Source organism: Perspicuibacillus lycopersici, from assembly GCF_025660475.1.
GTDB lineage: Bacteria > Bacillota > Bacilli > Bacillales > Caldibacillaceae > Perspicuibacillus > Perspicuibacillus lycopersici.
In genome coordinates this window covers 683,617-699,156 of the sequence record NZ_JAOUSF010000002.1, presented here as the reverse complement: position 1 = coordinate 699,156, position 15,540 = coordinate 683,617, and the positions used below count along the sequence as shown (strand labels likewise).

Annotated in this window: 11 protein-coding genes; 5 read left to right on the top strand and 6 right to left on the bottom strand. The window is 36.1% G+C overall.

The genetic code is table 11. The features are described 5' to 3' along the window. Positions 1–113: 113 nt before the first annotated feature. The 3 genes from OEV98_RS07420 to OEV98_RS07410 all read left to right on the top strand — a co-directional run bounded on the left by OEV98_RS07420 (position 114) and on the right by OEV98_RS07410 (position 2,758). A complete protein-coding gene (locus OEV98_RS07420) occupies positions 114–458 on the top strand; it encodes a DUF485 domain-containing protein (RefSeq protein ID WP_263072592.1) in 345 nt (114 codons plus the stop codon). Continuing rightward, complete coding sequence (locus tag OEV98_RS07415; RefSeq protein WP_263072591.1) at positions 455–1,993, top strand: solute symporter family protein; 1,539 nt, start codon at positions 455–457, stop codon at positions 1,991–1,993. The genes OEV98_RS07420 and OEV98_RS07415 overlap by 4 nt, the downstream gene beginning before the upstream one ends. A gap of 144 nt (positions 1,994–2,137) precedes the next feature. After that, a complete protein-coding gene (locus tag OEV98_RS07410; protein WP_263072590.1) occupies positions 2,138–2,758 on the top strand; it encodes a peptidylprolyl isomerase in 621 nt (206 codons plus the stop codon). Positions 2,759–2,849: 91 nt separating this feature from the next. On the opposite strand, the gene katA is transcribed toward OEV98_RS07410, so the two are convergent. The 3 genes from katA to OEV98_RS07395 form a co-directional block, all read right to left on the bottom strand. Then, entirely contained in the window at positions 2,850–4,304 is a 1,455-nt protein-coding gene (katA, locus tag OEV98_RS07405; protein WP_263072589.1) for a catalase KatA, read from the bottom strand. A 561-nt stretch (positions 4,305–4,865) separates the two neighbouring features. Continuing rightward, positions 4,866–6,107, bottom strand: coding sequence for a peptidase T (gene pepT, locus OEV98_RS07400; RefSeq protein WP_407676492.1), 1,242 nt, complete (start codon positions 6,105–6,107; stop codon positions 4,866–4,868). A 103-nt stretch (positions 6,108–6,210) separates the two neighbouring features. Further along, positions 6,211–7,020 carry a glycosyltransferase family 8 protein gene (locus OEV98_RS07395; RefSeq protein WP_263072587.1) on the bottom strand — a complete coding sequence of 270 codons (810 nt, stop codon included), beginning with the start codon at positions 7,018–7,020 and terminating at the stop codon, positions 6,211–6,213. Positions 7,021–7,323: 303 nt separating this feature from the next. On the opposite strand from OEV98_RS07395, the gene OEV98_RS07390 reads away from it, so the two are divergent. Together OEV98_RS07390 and OEV98_RS07385 are read left to right on the top strand one after the other, a co-directional pair. Next, positions 7,324–9,039: an ABC transporter ATP-binding protein gene (locus OEV98_RS07390; protein ID WP_263072586.1), complete on the top strand. Its 1,716-nt coding sequence runs from the start codon at positions 7,324–7,326 to the stop codon at positions 9,037–9,039. Between the two features lie 356 nt (positions 9,040–9,395). Further along, positions 9,396–10,664 (top strand): MFS transporter, encoded by a 1,269-nt coding sequence (locus OEV98_RS07385; RefSeq protein WP_263072727.1) that lies wholly within the window; start codon positions 9,396–9,398, stop codon positions 10,662–10,664. A gap of 144 nt (positions 10,665–10,808) precedes the next feature. Here OEV98_RS07385 and OEV98_RS07380 read toward each other — a convergent pair whose 3' ends face one another. From OEV98_RS07380 to OEV98_RS07370, 3 genes are all read right to left on the bottom strand, one after another. Beyond that, positions 10,809–12,197: an L-cystine transporter gene (locus OEV98_RS07380; RefSeq protein ID WP_263072585.1), complete on the bottom strand. Its 1,389-nt coding sequence runs from the start codon at positions 12,195–12,197 to the stop codon at positions 10,809–10,811. Between the two features lie 281 nt (positions 12,198–12,478). Beyond that, positions 12,479–13,516 (bottom strand): glycosyltransferase family 2 protein, encoded by a 1,038-nt coding sequence (locus OEV98_RS07375; protein WP_263072584.1) that lies wholly within the window; start codon positions 13,514–13,516, stop codon positions 12,479–12,481. Positions 13,517–13,561: 45 nt separating this feature from the next. Then, positions 13,562–15,247 carry a DUF6044 family protein gene (locus OEV98_RS07370; RefSeq protein ID WP_263072583.1) on the bottom strand — a complete coding sequence of 562 codons (1,686 nt, stop codon included), beginning with the start codon at positions 15,245–15,247 and terminating at the stop codon, positions 13,562–13,564. Positions 15,248–15,540: the final 293 nt, after the last annotated feature.

The window sequence follows — 15,540 nt, the reverse complement described above, 5'->3', positions numbered from 1 at the left end:
AATTTTTGATTAGACATACATATAAAATAGCTGGAGTATGTAAGGATATTCCAGAAAAAAGTGAACAATTTTCGAACAAAATGTAAGCGCTATTAAAACAGGAGGTGTTTTTTATGGGTGAGGGGAGACATCACGATGGGAAAGAAAAAAATAAGTTTGAAAAGGTAGTAGAGTCAAAGGAATTTAAAGAATTAATGGATCGTAAGAAGAAGTTTATTGTTCCATTAACTATCTTTTTTTTAGTCTTCTACTTTGCTTTACCGATTTTAACATCCTATACGAAAATTCTACATCAGCCAGCCATAGGAGATATTACATGGGTCTGGATATTTGCATTAGCACAATTTATTATGACATGGACACTTGTCACCATTTATATGAAAAAGTCAGCAGCCTTTGATATGCTTGCACAAAAAATAGTGGAAGAGGAAGTTTCTAAAGGAGGGAAGGAGCAATGAACCCAACCGTCATTATCCTATTTTTACTCATAGTTCTTAGTACATTAGTTGTAACATATTATGCAGCCAAAAGAACAAAAACAACGAGTGAATTTTATACGGCAGGGGGTGGATTAACGGGCTGGCAAAATGGTTTAGCAATTGCCGGGGACTATTTATCGGCGGCGTCCTTTTTAGGGATTGCTGGTGCAATTGCTTTAACGGGTTTTGATGGATTTTTCTTCAGTTTAGGTTACTTAGTAGCATATTTAGTAGTGCTTTTCATTGTTGCCGAACCACTTCGGAACCTTGGGAAATACACATTGGCGGACATGATTAATTCACGCTTTGATGCCAAAAAGGTCCGTGGTGTTGCAGCTATAAGTACAATTACGATTGTGATTTTTTATATGATAGCGCAGCTAGTGGGGGCTGGTGCGCTTATTCAATTATTATTTAATATTGATTACTGGGTAGCTGTTTTAATTGTAGGGGTAATGATGACGATCTACGTGTTATTTGGAGGAATGACGGCAACTAGCTGGGTGCAAATCATTAAAGCAGTTTTATTAATGGCGGCAACCGTAGTAATTTCATTCATTGTTCTCTCGAAATTTAATTTTAATATTTCCACGATGTTTAGTGAAATGAAAACAGCAACACCACTTGGGGAAGATTATTTAAATCCGGGTGTGAAGTATAAAGTGCCGTTGGATACATTGTCCTTGATGACAGCATTAGTGTTAGGTACTGCAGGTTTACCACATATATTGATGCGATTTTTTACCGTTCGAGATGCAAAAACTGCACGTAGTTCGGTCATGTGGGCTACGTGGATTGTTGGGGTCTTTTATATTTTAACTATCTTCTTAGGCTTTGGAGCAGCAGCATTTGTTGGCTCAGACACGATTGTTGCAGCAAATTCTGCTGGAAATATGGCAGCACCACTACTTGCCGAAGTTCTCGGTGGGGATTTCTTAATGTCCTTTATATCAGCGGTAGCGTTTGCTACGATTTTAGCAGTTGTGGCAGGCCTCGTACTGTCTGGTGCCTCTGCATTTGCACACGATATTTATGGACAAATCATTAAAAAAGGAAAGGTTACTGAAAAGCAACAAATGTATGCAGCAAAGTATGCTTCTGTCGGAGTAGCTATCCTTTCCATTCTCATTGCATTATTTGCGCAAAATATGAATGTTGCTTTCCTAGTTTCACTAGCATTTTGTATTGCTGGAAGTGCGAACCTACCAGTCATCATCTATACGATTTATTGGAAGAGGTTCAATACTGCAGGAGCGGTAACGGCGATGCTCTCTGGACTTATATCAGCATTGGTTCTAGTTAGTATGAGTCCAAGTGTTTTCTCACCAGTAGAAGGTGCAGCTATTTTCGTAGGAGATCCAATATTCCCATTAACAAATCCTGCGATTGTTTCTGTTCCATTAGGATTTTTAGGTGGACTTGTTGGAACAGTTCTATCAGGGAAAAAGGATTTAACACGCTTTGCAGAGGTGAAGTTCCGTGCAAACACTGGTTTTCGTAAAGAAACGAAATAATCTTTAGGCGAAAAAAGAGGAAAATAAGAAGTGGATAATGAAATATATAAGAGCGGTTTGAAAAAAACTTTCAAATCGCTCTTATTTTTTTGTTTTCACTAAAATAGTAGGTGAAAAGACGAGTAAAGGAAAGGTGGCATACAAATGAATAAAAAGCTAATCGCTTTATTTATGACTGCTCTATTGGCTCTATTGTTAATTAGTGGTTGCGGAACTAGTAAGAACGGAGCTGGTGGGAAAGAAAAAAATCCTGTAGTGACAATAGAAATGGAAGATGGGCAACAAATAAAAGTAGAATTATATCCGGATATCGCACCAAATACGGTAGCAAATTTTATTTCCCTAGTAGATAGTGGTTTTTATGATGGTCTTATTTTCCACCGAGTAATACCTGGATTTATGATTCAAGGTGGCGATCCAGAAGGGACCGGAATTGGTGGACCAGGTTATGCTATCAAAGGAGAATTTGCCGCTAATGGTTTTGAAAATAATTTAAAACATGAACGTGGAGTCATTTCGATGGCACGAGCACAAAGTCCAGATTCTGCTGGATCACAATTTTTCATTATGGTAGAGGAATCAACTCATTTGGACGGGCAATACGCAGCGTTTGGTAAAGTTACAGAAGGAATGGAAGTAGTTGATCAAATTGTTCAAGTTGATCGAAATGGGCTGGATAAACCATTAGAAGATCAAGTGATGAAAAAGGTAACGGTAGATACATTTGGTGTAGACTATCCGAAGGTAGAAAAAGTCGGAGAATAGTAGTAGTAAAATAAAGCAAAAAGAAGCCTGCTTCATGGAGAAGCAGGCTTCTTTTGATATAAATTGAGAATGCGAATGATTGGTAAAACAATTATTTTACGGCTTCAGGTACAGATAATCCTAATCCTTGTGCAACTCGAGTACCGTAGTCAGGATCAGCCTTGTAGAAATGTTCGATTTGACGAAGTTTAATTTCTTCTAATGCTACTGGCTTCATCGCGCCAACAATATTTTCTACTAAACGTGCTTTTTCATCTTCACTCATTAAGCGGTATAAATCACCAGCTTGTGTATAATGGTCATCTGCGTTATAGCTTACGCTAGCAGCTACACCAGTAACTTCGAATGGTGAAATTTTTGCACTTGCGTCTTCTTTAGGTCCACCGAAACTATTAGGTTCATAATATACTGAACCGCCACCGTTTCCATTTCCAGTCATGAAACCATCGCGTTGATAGTTATTTACTGCTGCTTTTGGACGGTTAATTGGTAATTGATTATGGTTCACACCTACACGGTAGCGATGTGCATCCGCATATGCAAATAAACGACCTTGAAGCATTTTATCTGGAGATGGTTCTACACCAGGAACCATGTTTCCAGGAGATAATGTTACTTGCTCTACTTCTGCAAAGTAGTTTTCTGGGTTTCTATTTAATACCATTTTACCAACTTCAATTAGTGGGTAATCTTTATGTGACCATACTTTTGTTACATCAAATGGATCCCATTTGTATGTGTTTGCATCTTCTAGAGGCATAATTTGTACAAATAATGTCCAAGAAGGATAGTCACCTGTTTCAATTGCATTGAATAAGTCTTCGATATGGTAGTCAGGGTTTTCCCCAGCCATTTTATCAGCAACGTCAGAAGATAAGTTCTTCACGCCTTGATCGGAGATGAAGTGATATTTCACCCAAACCCCTTCGCCAGCTTCATTCACCCATTTGAATGTATGGCTTCCGTAACCGTTCATATGACGCCATGTTGCAGGAATACCACGGTCACCCATTAAATATGTAACTTGGTGTAAAGATTCTGGAGATAGAGACCAGAAATCCCAAACAGCTGTAGGGTTTTTCAAATGTGTTTTCGGATCACGTTTTTGTGTGTGAATGAAATCAGGGAATTTAATCGCATCGCGGATAAAGAAAATTGGTGTGTTATTACCAACGATGTCGTAATTTCCTTCTTCTGTATAGAATTTTACTGCGAAACCACGTGGGTCACGTACAGTGTCTGCAGATCCTAGTTCACCTGCAACTGTAGAGAAACGGATGAATAAGTCTGTACGTTTTCCTACACCATTGAATACTTTTGCTTTTGTATATTTAGATAAATCATTTGTAACTTCAAAGTAACCATGTGCGCCGCCACCTTTGGCATGAACTACACGCTCAGGTACACGTTCTCTGTTAAAATGTGCTAGTTTTTCTAATAAATGAACATCTTGAATAAGTACAGGTCCACGAGAACCAGCTGTAATGGAGTTTTGATTATCCCCAACTGGAGCACCCCAACTAGTTGTTTGACGATAGTTTGTCATTTACACATCACCTCAACATAAAAATTTTTAATCTTAATAAATGATAACATTTATTAGTAAAAAATCAATACTTTTTTATAATAATTTTAAATAACTAAATAGGAATTTGTTGTAAAAGAATGTTTTATGAACTACTGAATGGAACAAATTCATAGAGACTCTCACTCATATGGATGCGAAGGTTATACCATTCTGATTGTTATTTACAAAAGCAACAATCTATAAGAATACAACCAATAATTAAAATGAACAAGGATCAATAATAGAAGAGATAATTAACTATTTTCATAATATAGTTTGTAATCGAAGGTAGATAAAAATTACTAGGTATTTATGTAGAAGTAGTGAAACAATTGCTTTTATGTAGATGTTCGTAAAGCTTATATTATAATTATATTTCATCATATGAATAAATGCGAGAAATATGATTCGTTTCATAGATTTGGGAAATGAATAGTTATCTAGCGAAAAGGAACAAGAAAAAGGCTAACCAGAGGTTCTCACCAATGGTTAGCTCATTATCAATTAAAAATATTATTTGAGAATATGATTTGTTGTTGGTTATGCTTTTTCTTCAAATATTTTTGCTATCTCTACAATAACTTCTGTCGCTTTTATCATTGTTTCAACTGATACATACTCGAATTTTCCGTGCATGTTTTCTCCACCAGCAAAGATGTTCGGTGTTGGAAGTCCCATATAGGAAAGCTGTGAACCATCTGTTCCACCACGAACGGGGCCAATTTTTGGCTTGACTTCTAGACGTTCAAGAGCTTCGCGAGCATTGTCCAATACCTCTTTAACTGGTTCAATTTTTTCTCGCATGTTATAATATTGATCCTTTAAATCTAAAGTAATCGTATTTTTTCCGTATTTCGCTTGTAGTTTTTCCACTACCTCTGTCATATACGCTTTTTTCGCTTCAAATTTCTCACGGTCATGGTCGCGGATAATATAATAGGCTTGTGTTTTTTCTACATCGCCCGAGAAACCAAGTAAATGATAGAAGCCTTCATAGCCTTCTGTATATTCAGGAGCCTCTTCCTGTGGAAGCATACTGTTTAGTTCCATCCCAATTTTAATGGAATTTACCATTTTTCCTTTTGCAGATCCAGGGTGAATATTTGTCCCAGAAATCGTGATTTTTGCAGCTGCACCGTTAAATGTTTCATATTCAAGCTCACCTAGTGGGCCGCCATCCATTGTGTAGGCATATTTAGCTCCAAAACGTTCTACATCAAATTTATGTGGTCCGCGACCGATTTCTTCATCTGGGGTAAAGGCTACACGAATTTTTCCATGTTTTATTTCTGGATGTTTAATTAAATAATCCATTGCTGTCATGATTTCTGCGACGCCAGATTTATCATCTGCTCCAAGGAGCGTTGTGCCATCTGTCGTAATAAGCGTTTGTCCTTTATAATAGTTTAAATTAGGGAATGCGCTTGGAGATAATACAAGATTTAATTCCTTATTAAGAACAATTTCGCCACCATCATAGTTTTCTACGATTTGAGGATTTACATTTTTACCTGTGAAATCAGTAGCTGTATCAACATGTGCTAAAAATCCAATCGTTGGTACGTCTTTATCGGTATTAGCAGGTAGTGTGGCAAATACATATCCATTCTCATCAATGGAAGCTTCCTCCATGCCAATTTCCTTCAATTCTTCCAATAACATATTTAATAATGTTAATTGTCCAGGAGTAGAAGGACAAGTTTCACTATTTTCATCGGATTGCGTATCCACTTTTACATATGTAGTAAATCGTTTAATTAAATCTTCTCGCAATGTTTTCATCTCCTAAAGGATATATTCATTTCTATCATGAGTGTAATTTTTTACAAATATTTTGTCAAAGAAATTTGTTACTACTAATTATTTTTTTCTGAAATTCATTCCGTTATCGTAAGTCTTCATATGCTTTATAAAAACTTCCAAGCTCCCCTTTGTAATCGTCGTGCCAAGGCTTTTCCTTTCCGCAATAATGGATAAAGACGGTATTCTCTTTAATCCAGTTAAGATCATTTTTTTCTGAAGGAAGAAGTTTCGTTAACTGAAAGAAGCGTGCATCATAATTGTATCGAAACCCATCAACCGGTTTGATTTTGTCCCAATATAGTGCATTTAATACATCCTGGTCGGGTAATACTAAGCGAAATTTATGTTCCTCGATAAATTGATAAATATCTTCTAATTTAACTGCTTCTCTTATTTTTTGGATGTTCATTAATAGTACTCCAGTATTAAAATATCCTTTCGCAAGTGGTGTTCTTAAACGGAGTTTGTTTAAGGAACGAATCATTTTGGTGGAATGTTCATGCTCGGCTGCAATAAATAAATTATCGTCAAATGGAAGCTGATAAAATTCAGAAATAGGATTAATTACAACAATATCTGGATCTAAATAAAGAATCCGCTCTACAGATTTCGGTAAAAATAGATGGGCACCTAAGCGATAATACATTTCCGTTGTATAATGGCGAAATACTGGGGCATTTACAAAATAACCGGAAGGAATAACAATAGGATGTAGCTGCTGATGATTTTCCTCCACAAATTGTGATAAAGCCTTCATCTCAGCTTCAGAAATGTCCGTATGTAATAAATATATGGTGAAAGCATCCGTTGGGTTATTGGTGAATAATGATTTTAGTAACACCTTTAAAGGGGGTAAATAATTGGCATTTAATGTGACAAGAATATTTATCATCGACCGATTACCTCACTTTTTAATAGAAAAATATGTTGCCATTGGAGTGTAGTCAACGTGCAAAAGAAAAGGATTACGATAGCTGTCTATAGTATTTCGAAAAAACTTTATTTTTTAAAATAATAGTCATTACTGTTATTTTGAGATAAAATAAAGAACGATTAACATTTTGATACCCGAAATATTTGTCCTATCTGTTCGGTTATCTTTACATTTCATACGAAAATATAGAATAATAGAGATTGGTGAAATTTTGATAGATTTTTTGTAATATTATCACATTTTAAGAAGGGGTTTGCATACATGATTCGACGTTTTTTATCCTATTATAAACCGCATAAAAGGTTATTTACCATTGATTTTACTAGTGCAGTAATTGTTGCGATATTAGAGCTTGCTTTTCCACTTGCAGTGCAATGGTTTATTGACCAATTATTGCCTGCCGGTAATTGGTCCACTATTGTTTCGGTAAGTATCGGGCTGCTTGTATTTTATTTAATGAGTACTTATTTACAATACATTGTAAACTACTTAGGGCACATGCTTGGAATAAATATTGAAACAGATATGCGTAAGCAATTATATAATCATGTGCAACGACAATCATTTCGCTTTTTTGATAATACAAAAACAGGGCATGTGATGAGTCATATTACCAATGATTTGTTTGATATTGGGGAGCTTGCCCATCATGGTCCAGAAGATCTTTTCATTGCCATCATGACTTTTATAGGGGCATTTTGGATTATGCTGACAGTGAATGTACAATTAGCGCTTATTACAATATTAGTGGTTCCGTTACTTGTCTGGGTCATTACCTTCTGTAATATTCGCATGAATAAAGCATGGAAAAACATGTACGAAAAAATTGCCGATATAAATGCTCGAATTGAGGATACCGTTTCTGGTGTCCGTGTCGTTCAATCGTTTACAAATGAAGAATATGAAATTAACCGGTTTTCCGGTGACAACAATCGATTCCGAAAAGCGAAGCTAGAAGCGTACCAAGTAATGGCGTATACGAACTCGAGTATTTATATGATGACACGCTTAGTGACACTTTTAGTGCTCGTTGTCGGTGCATGGTTAAGTTTTCGTGAACAGCTTTCCTATGGTCAGTTAGTAGGATTTGTTTTATATGTAAATGTGCTCTTTAAACCTGTTGAAAAAATAAGTGCAATTATGGAGTTATATCCGAAAGGAATGGCAGGTTTTAAACGTTTTAACGATTTGATTGACAGCCAGCCTGATGTAGTGGACGTTGAGGACGCAATCGATATTCCATACTTAGCTGGGGATATAGCGTTTCATCATGTTTCCTTTCACTATGAGAATAATAAATCGATATTACGCAATATTAATTTGACGATTCAGGCGGGACAAACAGTCGCTTTTGTTGGACCATCTGGTGCGGGGAAATCTACAATTTGCTCGCTTATACCAAGATTTTATGATGTAACCGACGGACAAATTACGATCGATGGTATTGATATTCGAAATATGACGAAAAAATCCCTTCGTTCGCAAATCGGAATCGTACAACAGGATGTCTTTTTATTTACTGGTACATTAAGGGAAAATATTGCTTACGGGAAATTAGATGCCTCCGATCAGGAAATAATGGAGGCTGCGAAAAAGGCGCATTTAGAAGAATTCATTCTTTCCTTACCAGCAGGACTTGAAACACAGGTTGGAGAACGGGGGATGAAGCTATCTGGTGGCCAAAAACAACGGATAGCCATTGCCAGGATGTTCTTGAAAAATCCTCCAATCTTGATTCTTGATGAAGCGACTTCTGCATTGGATACAGAAACGGAAATGATTATTCAACAGGCACTTAATGAGTTAGCAGAAAATCGGACAACATTAGTAATTGCTCATCGTCTAGCAACAATTCGTAATGCAGATAAAATTATTGTTGTAACTGAAGATGGTATTGCGGAAGAAGGAAGCCATGAGGAGTTAATAGAGCAAGGTGGAGTGTTTGCAAAGCTTCATCAGGTGCAGTTTCAAAGATAAACATGCCTTTTATAAAAAAAGATGATGTGTTTTTTACACATCATCTTTTTTTTATCTTTTTTTCGATGGAGCAATTTTTGGGTTCTTCTATAAGTTTAAAGCACATAAAAAATAATAGAATATTAAAAATAACTTTACAATCTTCGACATTAAACTTTATACGGAAAGTGTACAATGTAACTAAGAAACAAACGTATCAAAAAATGGCGCTATTACGATGTATTTCACAAGATAAAATGGAATCTTTATTTGTTAATCTAGTGAAAATTATCCTTAATGGGAAGTCGTTAAAGAAGTATCTTTAGTGGATTTTTATAGATAACGATCGTAAATGGGGGATTAATTTGGAGAAAAAAATGACTTCATCGGAAAGAAGTTGGGCTTTATACGATTGGGCGAATTCTGCTTATACAATTGTCATTGTAACGGCTATTTTACCACTTTATTTTAAGTCTGCAGCAACTGAAGCTGGCATATCTGCCTCCACGTCCACTGCCTATTGGGGCTATGCAAATTCTTTGGCAACCTTGATTGTCGCACTTCTTGCGCCGATTTTAGGCACGATAGCAGATTTTCGAGGTTTTAAGAAACGGTTTTTTACCTTTTTTTCAACACTAGGAATTGTGTTCACTTTACTGCTTGCGGCTGTTCCGATTGAACAATGGTTTATTTTATTAGTGGTATATCTCATAACTTCAATCGGCTTTGCAGGGGCTAATGTTTTTTATGATGCCTTTCTTGTCGATGTTACAACAGAGAAACGAATGAATCGAATCTCCGCCAATGGCTTTGCTTTAGGATATATTGGAAGTACCATTCCGTTTATCCTTTCCATTGCGATTATTGTATTAGCCCAACAAAGTGTTATTCCATTATCCGTTACAGTTGCAAGCCAAATTGCCTTCGTTATAACTGCTTTATGGTGGGGAGTATTTACTATTCCAATGCTGAAAAATGTCGAGCAAAAGTATTACGTTGATCGAGTTCCTAAGCCTGTTACGTCTAGTTTCAAAAAATTGCTTTTTACCTTTAAAAATATTAAGGTTTATCGACCGTTATTCTTATTTTTACTTGCATACTTCTTTTATATTGATGGAGTTAATACGATTATAAAAATGTCTACTGCTTATGGTTCCGATTTAGGAATTGATTCAAATACATTATTAATTGTCCTATTTGTTACCCAAGTTGTTGCTGCACCGTTTTCTATCCTATTTGGGACTATGGGAAATAAATATGGGGATAAAAGAATGATTATGATTGGCATATGTATTTACATTTTTATTTGTTGCTATGCCTTCTTCCTTGATTCCGCTTTAGATTTTTGGATTCTTGCGATGCTAGTTGGTGTTGCACAAGGGGGAATTCAATCATTGAGTCGTTCCTATTTTGGAAAACTTGTTCCGAAAGAATCCTCCAATGAATTTTTTGGTTTCTTTAATGTGTTTGGGAAGTTTGCAGCGGTTGCTGGACCACTACTATTGGGGGTTACGGCACAAATTTCAGGCAATACGAACACCGGTGTATTTGCACTCGTTATTTTGTTTGTTATTGGTGCACTTATCTTGCTCCGTGTACCGAACACAAAGGAAGAAGTATCCGTCCAATCAACTAAGAGCATTTGAGTAAACGATTAAACTTAGTTCTTTTAGTAGTGATAAAATTCCAAGATAGGAATTTTTAATTTCTATTTTTAAAAAAATGCCGAGAAAGATATCCCTTTCTCGGCATTTTGAGGAGGCAATATACGTCTCCTTTTTTAATTTTCCTTATTCCTGTACATTTTGGACAGTTGGGTCATTAAAGACTTCTTTGTCTAAATCACCAGTGATTTTACTAGTTAAAATTCCCGATGTCATACTACCACTTACATTTAGTGCAGTACGTCCCATATCAATTAACGGTTCAACGGAAATTAATAGACCGACAATTGCAACTGGTAGGTTTAATACGGATAATACAATTAAGGATGCGAATGTTGCTCCACCACCAACACCGGCAACACCAAAGGAACTAATCATGACTACAAGAATTACTGTAATGATAAAGCTAGGATCTAATGGATTAATACCAGCAGTCGGTGCTACCATAATGGCAAGCATTGCTGGATAAATTCCGGCACATCCATTTTGGCCAATCGTTAACCCGAAGGAACCAGCAAAGTTAGCAATCCCCTCTGACACACCAAAATTATCTGTTTGTGTTTTAATATTCATTGGCAAAGTTGCTGCACTAGAACGAGATGTAAAAGCAAATGTTATTGTAGGAAATGCTTTTTTTACATATTGAACTGGGCTTAATTTTACTAAGCTAATCAACAATAGATGAACGATGAACATTAAGATTAATGCAAGATAAGAAGCGAGTACGAACTTACCTAATTTAATAATCGCATTATAATCGCTTGTCGCCATCATTTTCGTCATTAATGCTAAAATTCCATATGGAGTTAAACGTAAAATTAACGTAACGACACGCATGATAATCGAATAGAATGCATCAATAAGCTTCGAAAATGTCTCCGCATGCTCTGGTTGTTTTCTTTTCACACCTAAATATGCAACTCCGATAAAGGCTGCAAATATTACGACCGCGATCGTAGAAGTTGGACGAGCACCAGTTAAATCAGAGAATGGGTTAGACGGAATGAAATCAATAATTTGTTGTGGAATAGTTAACCCTTCCACTGTGGCAACTCGTTCAACAAGCTCTGCATTTTTTGCGTTTTCCATATCACCTGCTTGTAAGTTTACACCATCTAAGCCAAAGCCAAGTGCAGAACCGATACCGATTGCAGCAGCAATTGCAGTAGTAGCTAATAAAATACCGATAACTAAAAAGCTGATTTTTCCAAGATTATTCATTAGTTTAAGTCTTGTAAATGCGGCAACGATTGAAATGAATACTAATGGCATAACAATCATTTGTAATAATCTTACATAACCAGTACCGACGATATTAAACCAATTAATTGTTTCGGTAGTAACATACGAATCTGTACTATAAATTAATTGCAGAACCACCCCAAACACAATACCAATTCCTAGTGCAAGGAAAACACGTTTAGAAAATGAAACATGTTTTTTCTGCATTGTATAGAGACCTGCAATAAGTAACAGCAGAACAATAATATTAATAATGACTAAAAATGTATTCAAAGTCTTATCCTCCTCGAATTTTAAAGTATTGCTAATAGAAGATATTCATCTATTATCTTGTGTTATTATTGTGGCGTTTATGTATAGCCAAAATGATAGATAAAATTAATATCAACAAACAATTTATACTATATTACGATATTTCCGATAGGTAAAGTATGAAATCAAAGTAAGTTTACTGTGAATTTTCTTATCATTCGTTAAATAATTCGGAAGGATCTTGAAAATTCCTTTAAATAAATGAAACAATCCCACCTTCCCAATTTCGGGCAGTGGTGAGATTAATGCGAAGATCCTTTATCGCGGAGCCGATTATTTCCCATATGAAAAGTTAAGGTATCCTGTTGTGAATTAAGCATAGGATTCGTATACAAATCAATATCTATCGTATACTTTGGACGGTGCTTTACTTCTTGATAAATTTTTCCGATATATTCTCCAATTATCCCAATAGCTACTAATTGTAAGCCACCAATAAACCAAATGGAAATCATTAAAGAGGTCCAACCATCTCTTGTGTAGCCAAAGAACTTTTGCATTAACGCATAGCTACCAGCTACTAAACTAAATAAAAATAATACTCCCCCTAATAATGTAATAAATCGGATGGGGGTAATAGAGAAGGAGGTAATCCCCTCTAATGCAAACGAAAGCATCTTTTTTAATGGATACTTTGTTTTCCCTGCCAACCGTTCCTTCCGATCATAATAAATTTTAGTGGAATGAAGCCCGAGAAGCGGAATAATACCACGCAAAAAGACATTTTCTTCTTGGTAGCGAGATAATTCCGTTAATGCTCTCCTGTTTAACAATCGGAAATCCGCATGATTGGCAACTAGTGGAATCCCTAATCTTTTCATTAACCGGTAAAAACCAAGGGCAGTCCGCTTTTTAAAAAACGAGTCAGTATCCCGACTATCGCGAACTCCATACACAATATCATAGCCTTCGTGATATTTTTCGATAAACGTCTGGATAACGGATATATCATCCTGTAAGTCTGCGTCAATTGTAATGGCGCAGTCGCATTTAGTTTTTGCTATCTCAAGACCTGCTAAAATAGCCTTTTGATGGCCGACATTTCGGGCAAGCTTAATTCCTGTCACAAATGGACTTCGAACACTTTCCATCGCAATTAGTGACCATGTTCGGTCGTTGCTACCGTCATCAACAAAAAGGAGATTACTTTTCTCATGAATAAGTGCTAAATTGGTTAATTCCGCTAACACAGAGGAAAGCTGCGCGATGGTTGCAGGTAACACTTCCTCTTCGTTATAGCAAGGAACTACAATGGTTAGCAATGGTAACGGACTTTGCACGATTATTTCTTCCTCCTGTACGAAGCTGTTTTTGTATCGGACAGCTTAAGTATTTATTACTTTATATAAATAAATTTTCCAGGCAGAATCCCGATGCTCAAAAATTTTTAACAACTGTAATTGATTTTCTTCTGCATTTCCGATTGGAACACCTGAAAAAATATAGCGACCGCCTAAATCATAAAAAGCATCGCTATTTAATTGCAAATGGTTAATAACCTTTTTCGCATTTTTTTGGTAATCATATTTCTTTCCAAGCTCATCGACAAATATATAGCATCTGCTGCCCCATTCATCGAAGTATGTTTTTAGCTTATGATTTTTTGCTAATTCATTTTCTATTATTTTCCTGAATTTGTATTTATATGTAAGTGGATAGAAATTATTGTAAGTATCCAATGTGTAAAATCCGTTGTATTGCGCAATAGCAGGGTGGATACCTATACTTGCCACTCGGTAAGATGATTTTGGTTGTTTAATAAACTGGGCGATTTCGTTAAACTGTTCTTCTGCGTAAAATTGTTTAAAGGTTGGACTATGGTGAATAAACCGGTAATGAATTTCTTCGTTAAAAGGAAGGAGAATCATAATTTGTGCGATGATTATTCCATAGGTAAGCTTTCTCCAGCCAATCCTCCATAAATAATAGCTCCCGATGGCAAAGCTCGAATAAATAATAAGCGGACGCAAAAAATGAAACCGAGCAAAATTAAAGGTGTTTAAAAACGATATTCTCTCCTTGAGCGGAATCCATAAAACGTTAAACCATAGTGCATACCATAGGGATAAAAGATAGTTTACAATGAGTAGCAAAATAAATAGTCGTTCTTTTTTCCACTCTCGTCGGTAAATGATTAGCCCTAATACTAGGAAATATAGGGGTAAAATTATAATAGTATGAACGGTCATCACGTGGTTATGGCCGAGAACAAAATTCTTAATCGATAGTTTCAAGGAACGGATTAGCTCGTGTCGAGAGGAAATGAATTCAACTCGATGACTCACCTCTTCCAAGAAAAAGGTTGCAAATACGAGACGGTACTCCACTAGCAAAAAAAGGATAGTCATCAAAGCAATGCTACTAATAAAACGGAGGTTCCACCTTCCTTTGAAAATTAAGTCATATAACCATAGGAAGCTAATAGCTGCGAGAAAATAGAAGAATCCAAGTACGATACTTGCGTAAAACGGAAGTAATCCGATGGTAAGCCATTCACGAAGGCTCGCACGGCCAGCGCGAATTTTTAAAAATGCCCATAAAGCTAATGGTTGACCTAACGTGCTTAGCATACCAGAAGGCCAAAACGGAGTGAGAGCAAATGCAACAGAAACGCCGATCCGGATGACGGAAGCATGATCATCTTTTACAAGAAATTCCCTCAAAAATAAATACATACCAATAAAAGCAAATACACGAGTAATTGTTTGACTGAGGGTATATGCGAGCATTGGTGGAAATATAGCGTGTAACCAAACAATCCCACTCCATTCGGAACCATAGGAATAACGTGGTAAGCCATTAATTACTTGTGGGATTACAGTATCTGCATTTCCAAATAGTTCGCCACTACGGACTAGTACGCGATACCAAGCAATATTAGAATCTAAATTATCATGTACACGGAGATGGGCATTTTCACCGAATAGAAACAAAGGGGAGACGAATATCAAAATTAAAAGCAATGCAACTAAAAAATAAGCTCTTTCGTTTCGGTTATTTTCAACGGACATTCCAATCACTTCCATATAATTACGCTTTTTTTGAAAAATATTGGAAATAATATCCTATAAAGTATAAGGAATGGAAAAAATCAAATGTTACTATGCCCTATATTGAGAATACTATGCGGAAAATGTTTTTGAGGAATATTCTAAAATACGAGGGCTGAAAATGTACGGGGGATTCCTTAAGCTGAAGGGATTGTCCTAAAAAATCAAACGGTTTATTTTCGAAAGACAAGTCTGTTAATAAAATTGACGATACTTCACATTTTACATTCAAACATAAGATAAGTATGATAAAA

What these genes read in the sequence shown, in the direction of transcription:
- OEV98_RS07415 (WP_263072591.1), top strand. Translation starts at nt 455, where the DNA reads ATGAACCCAACCGTCATTATCCTATTTTTACTCATAGTTCTTAGTACA.
- OEV98_RS07410 (WP_263072590.1), top strand. Translation starts at nt 2,138, where the DNA reads ATGAATAAAAAGCTAATCGCTTTATTTATGACTGCTCTATTGGCTCTA.
- OEV98_RS07390 (WP_263072586.1), top strand. Translation starts at nt 7,324, where the DNA reads ATGATTCGACGTTTTTTATCCTATTATAAACCGCATAAAAGGTTATTT.
- pepT (WP_407676492.1), bottom strand. Translation starts at nt 6,107, where the DNA reads ATGAAAACATTGCGAGAAGATTTAATTAAACGATTTACTACATATGTA.
- OEV98_RS07370 (WP_263072583.1), bottom strand. Translation starts at nt 15,247, where the DNA reads ATGTCCGTTGAAAATAACCGAAACGAAAGAGCTTATTTTTTAGTTGCA.
- OEV98_RS07385 (WP_263072727.1), top strand. Translation starts at nt 9,396, where the DNA reads ATGACTTCATCGGAAAGAAGTTGGGCTTTATACGATTGGGCGAATTCT.
- OEV98_RS07420 (WP_263072592.1), top strand. Translation starts at nt 114, where the DNA reads ATGGGTGAGGGGAGACATCACGATGGGAAAGAAAAAAATAAGTTTGAA.
- OEV98_RS07395 (WP_263072587.1), bottom strand. Translation starts at nt 7,020, where the DNA reads ATGATAAATATTCTTGTCACATTAAATGCCAATTATTTACCCCCTTTA.
- katA (WP_263072589.1), bottom strand. Translation starts at nt 4,304, where the DNA reads ATGACAAACTATCGTCAAACAACTAGTTGGGGTGCTCCAGTTGGGGAT.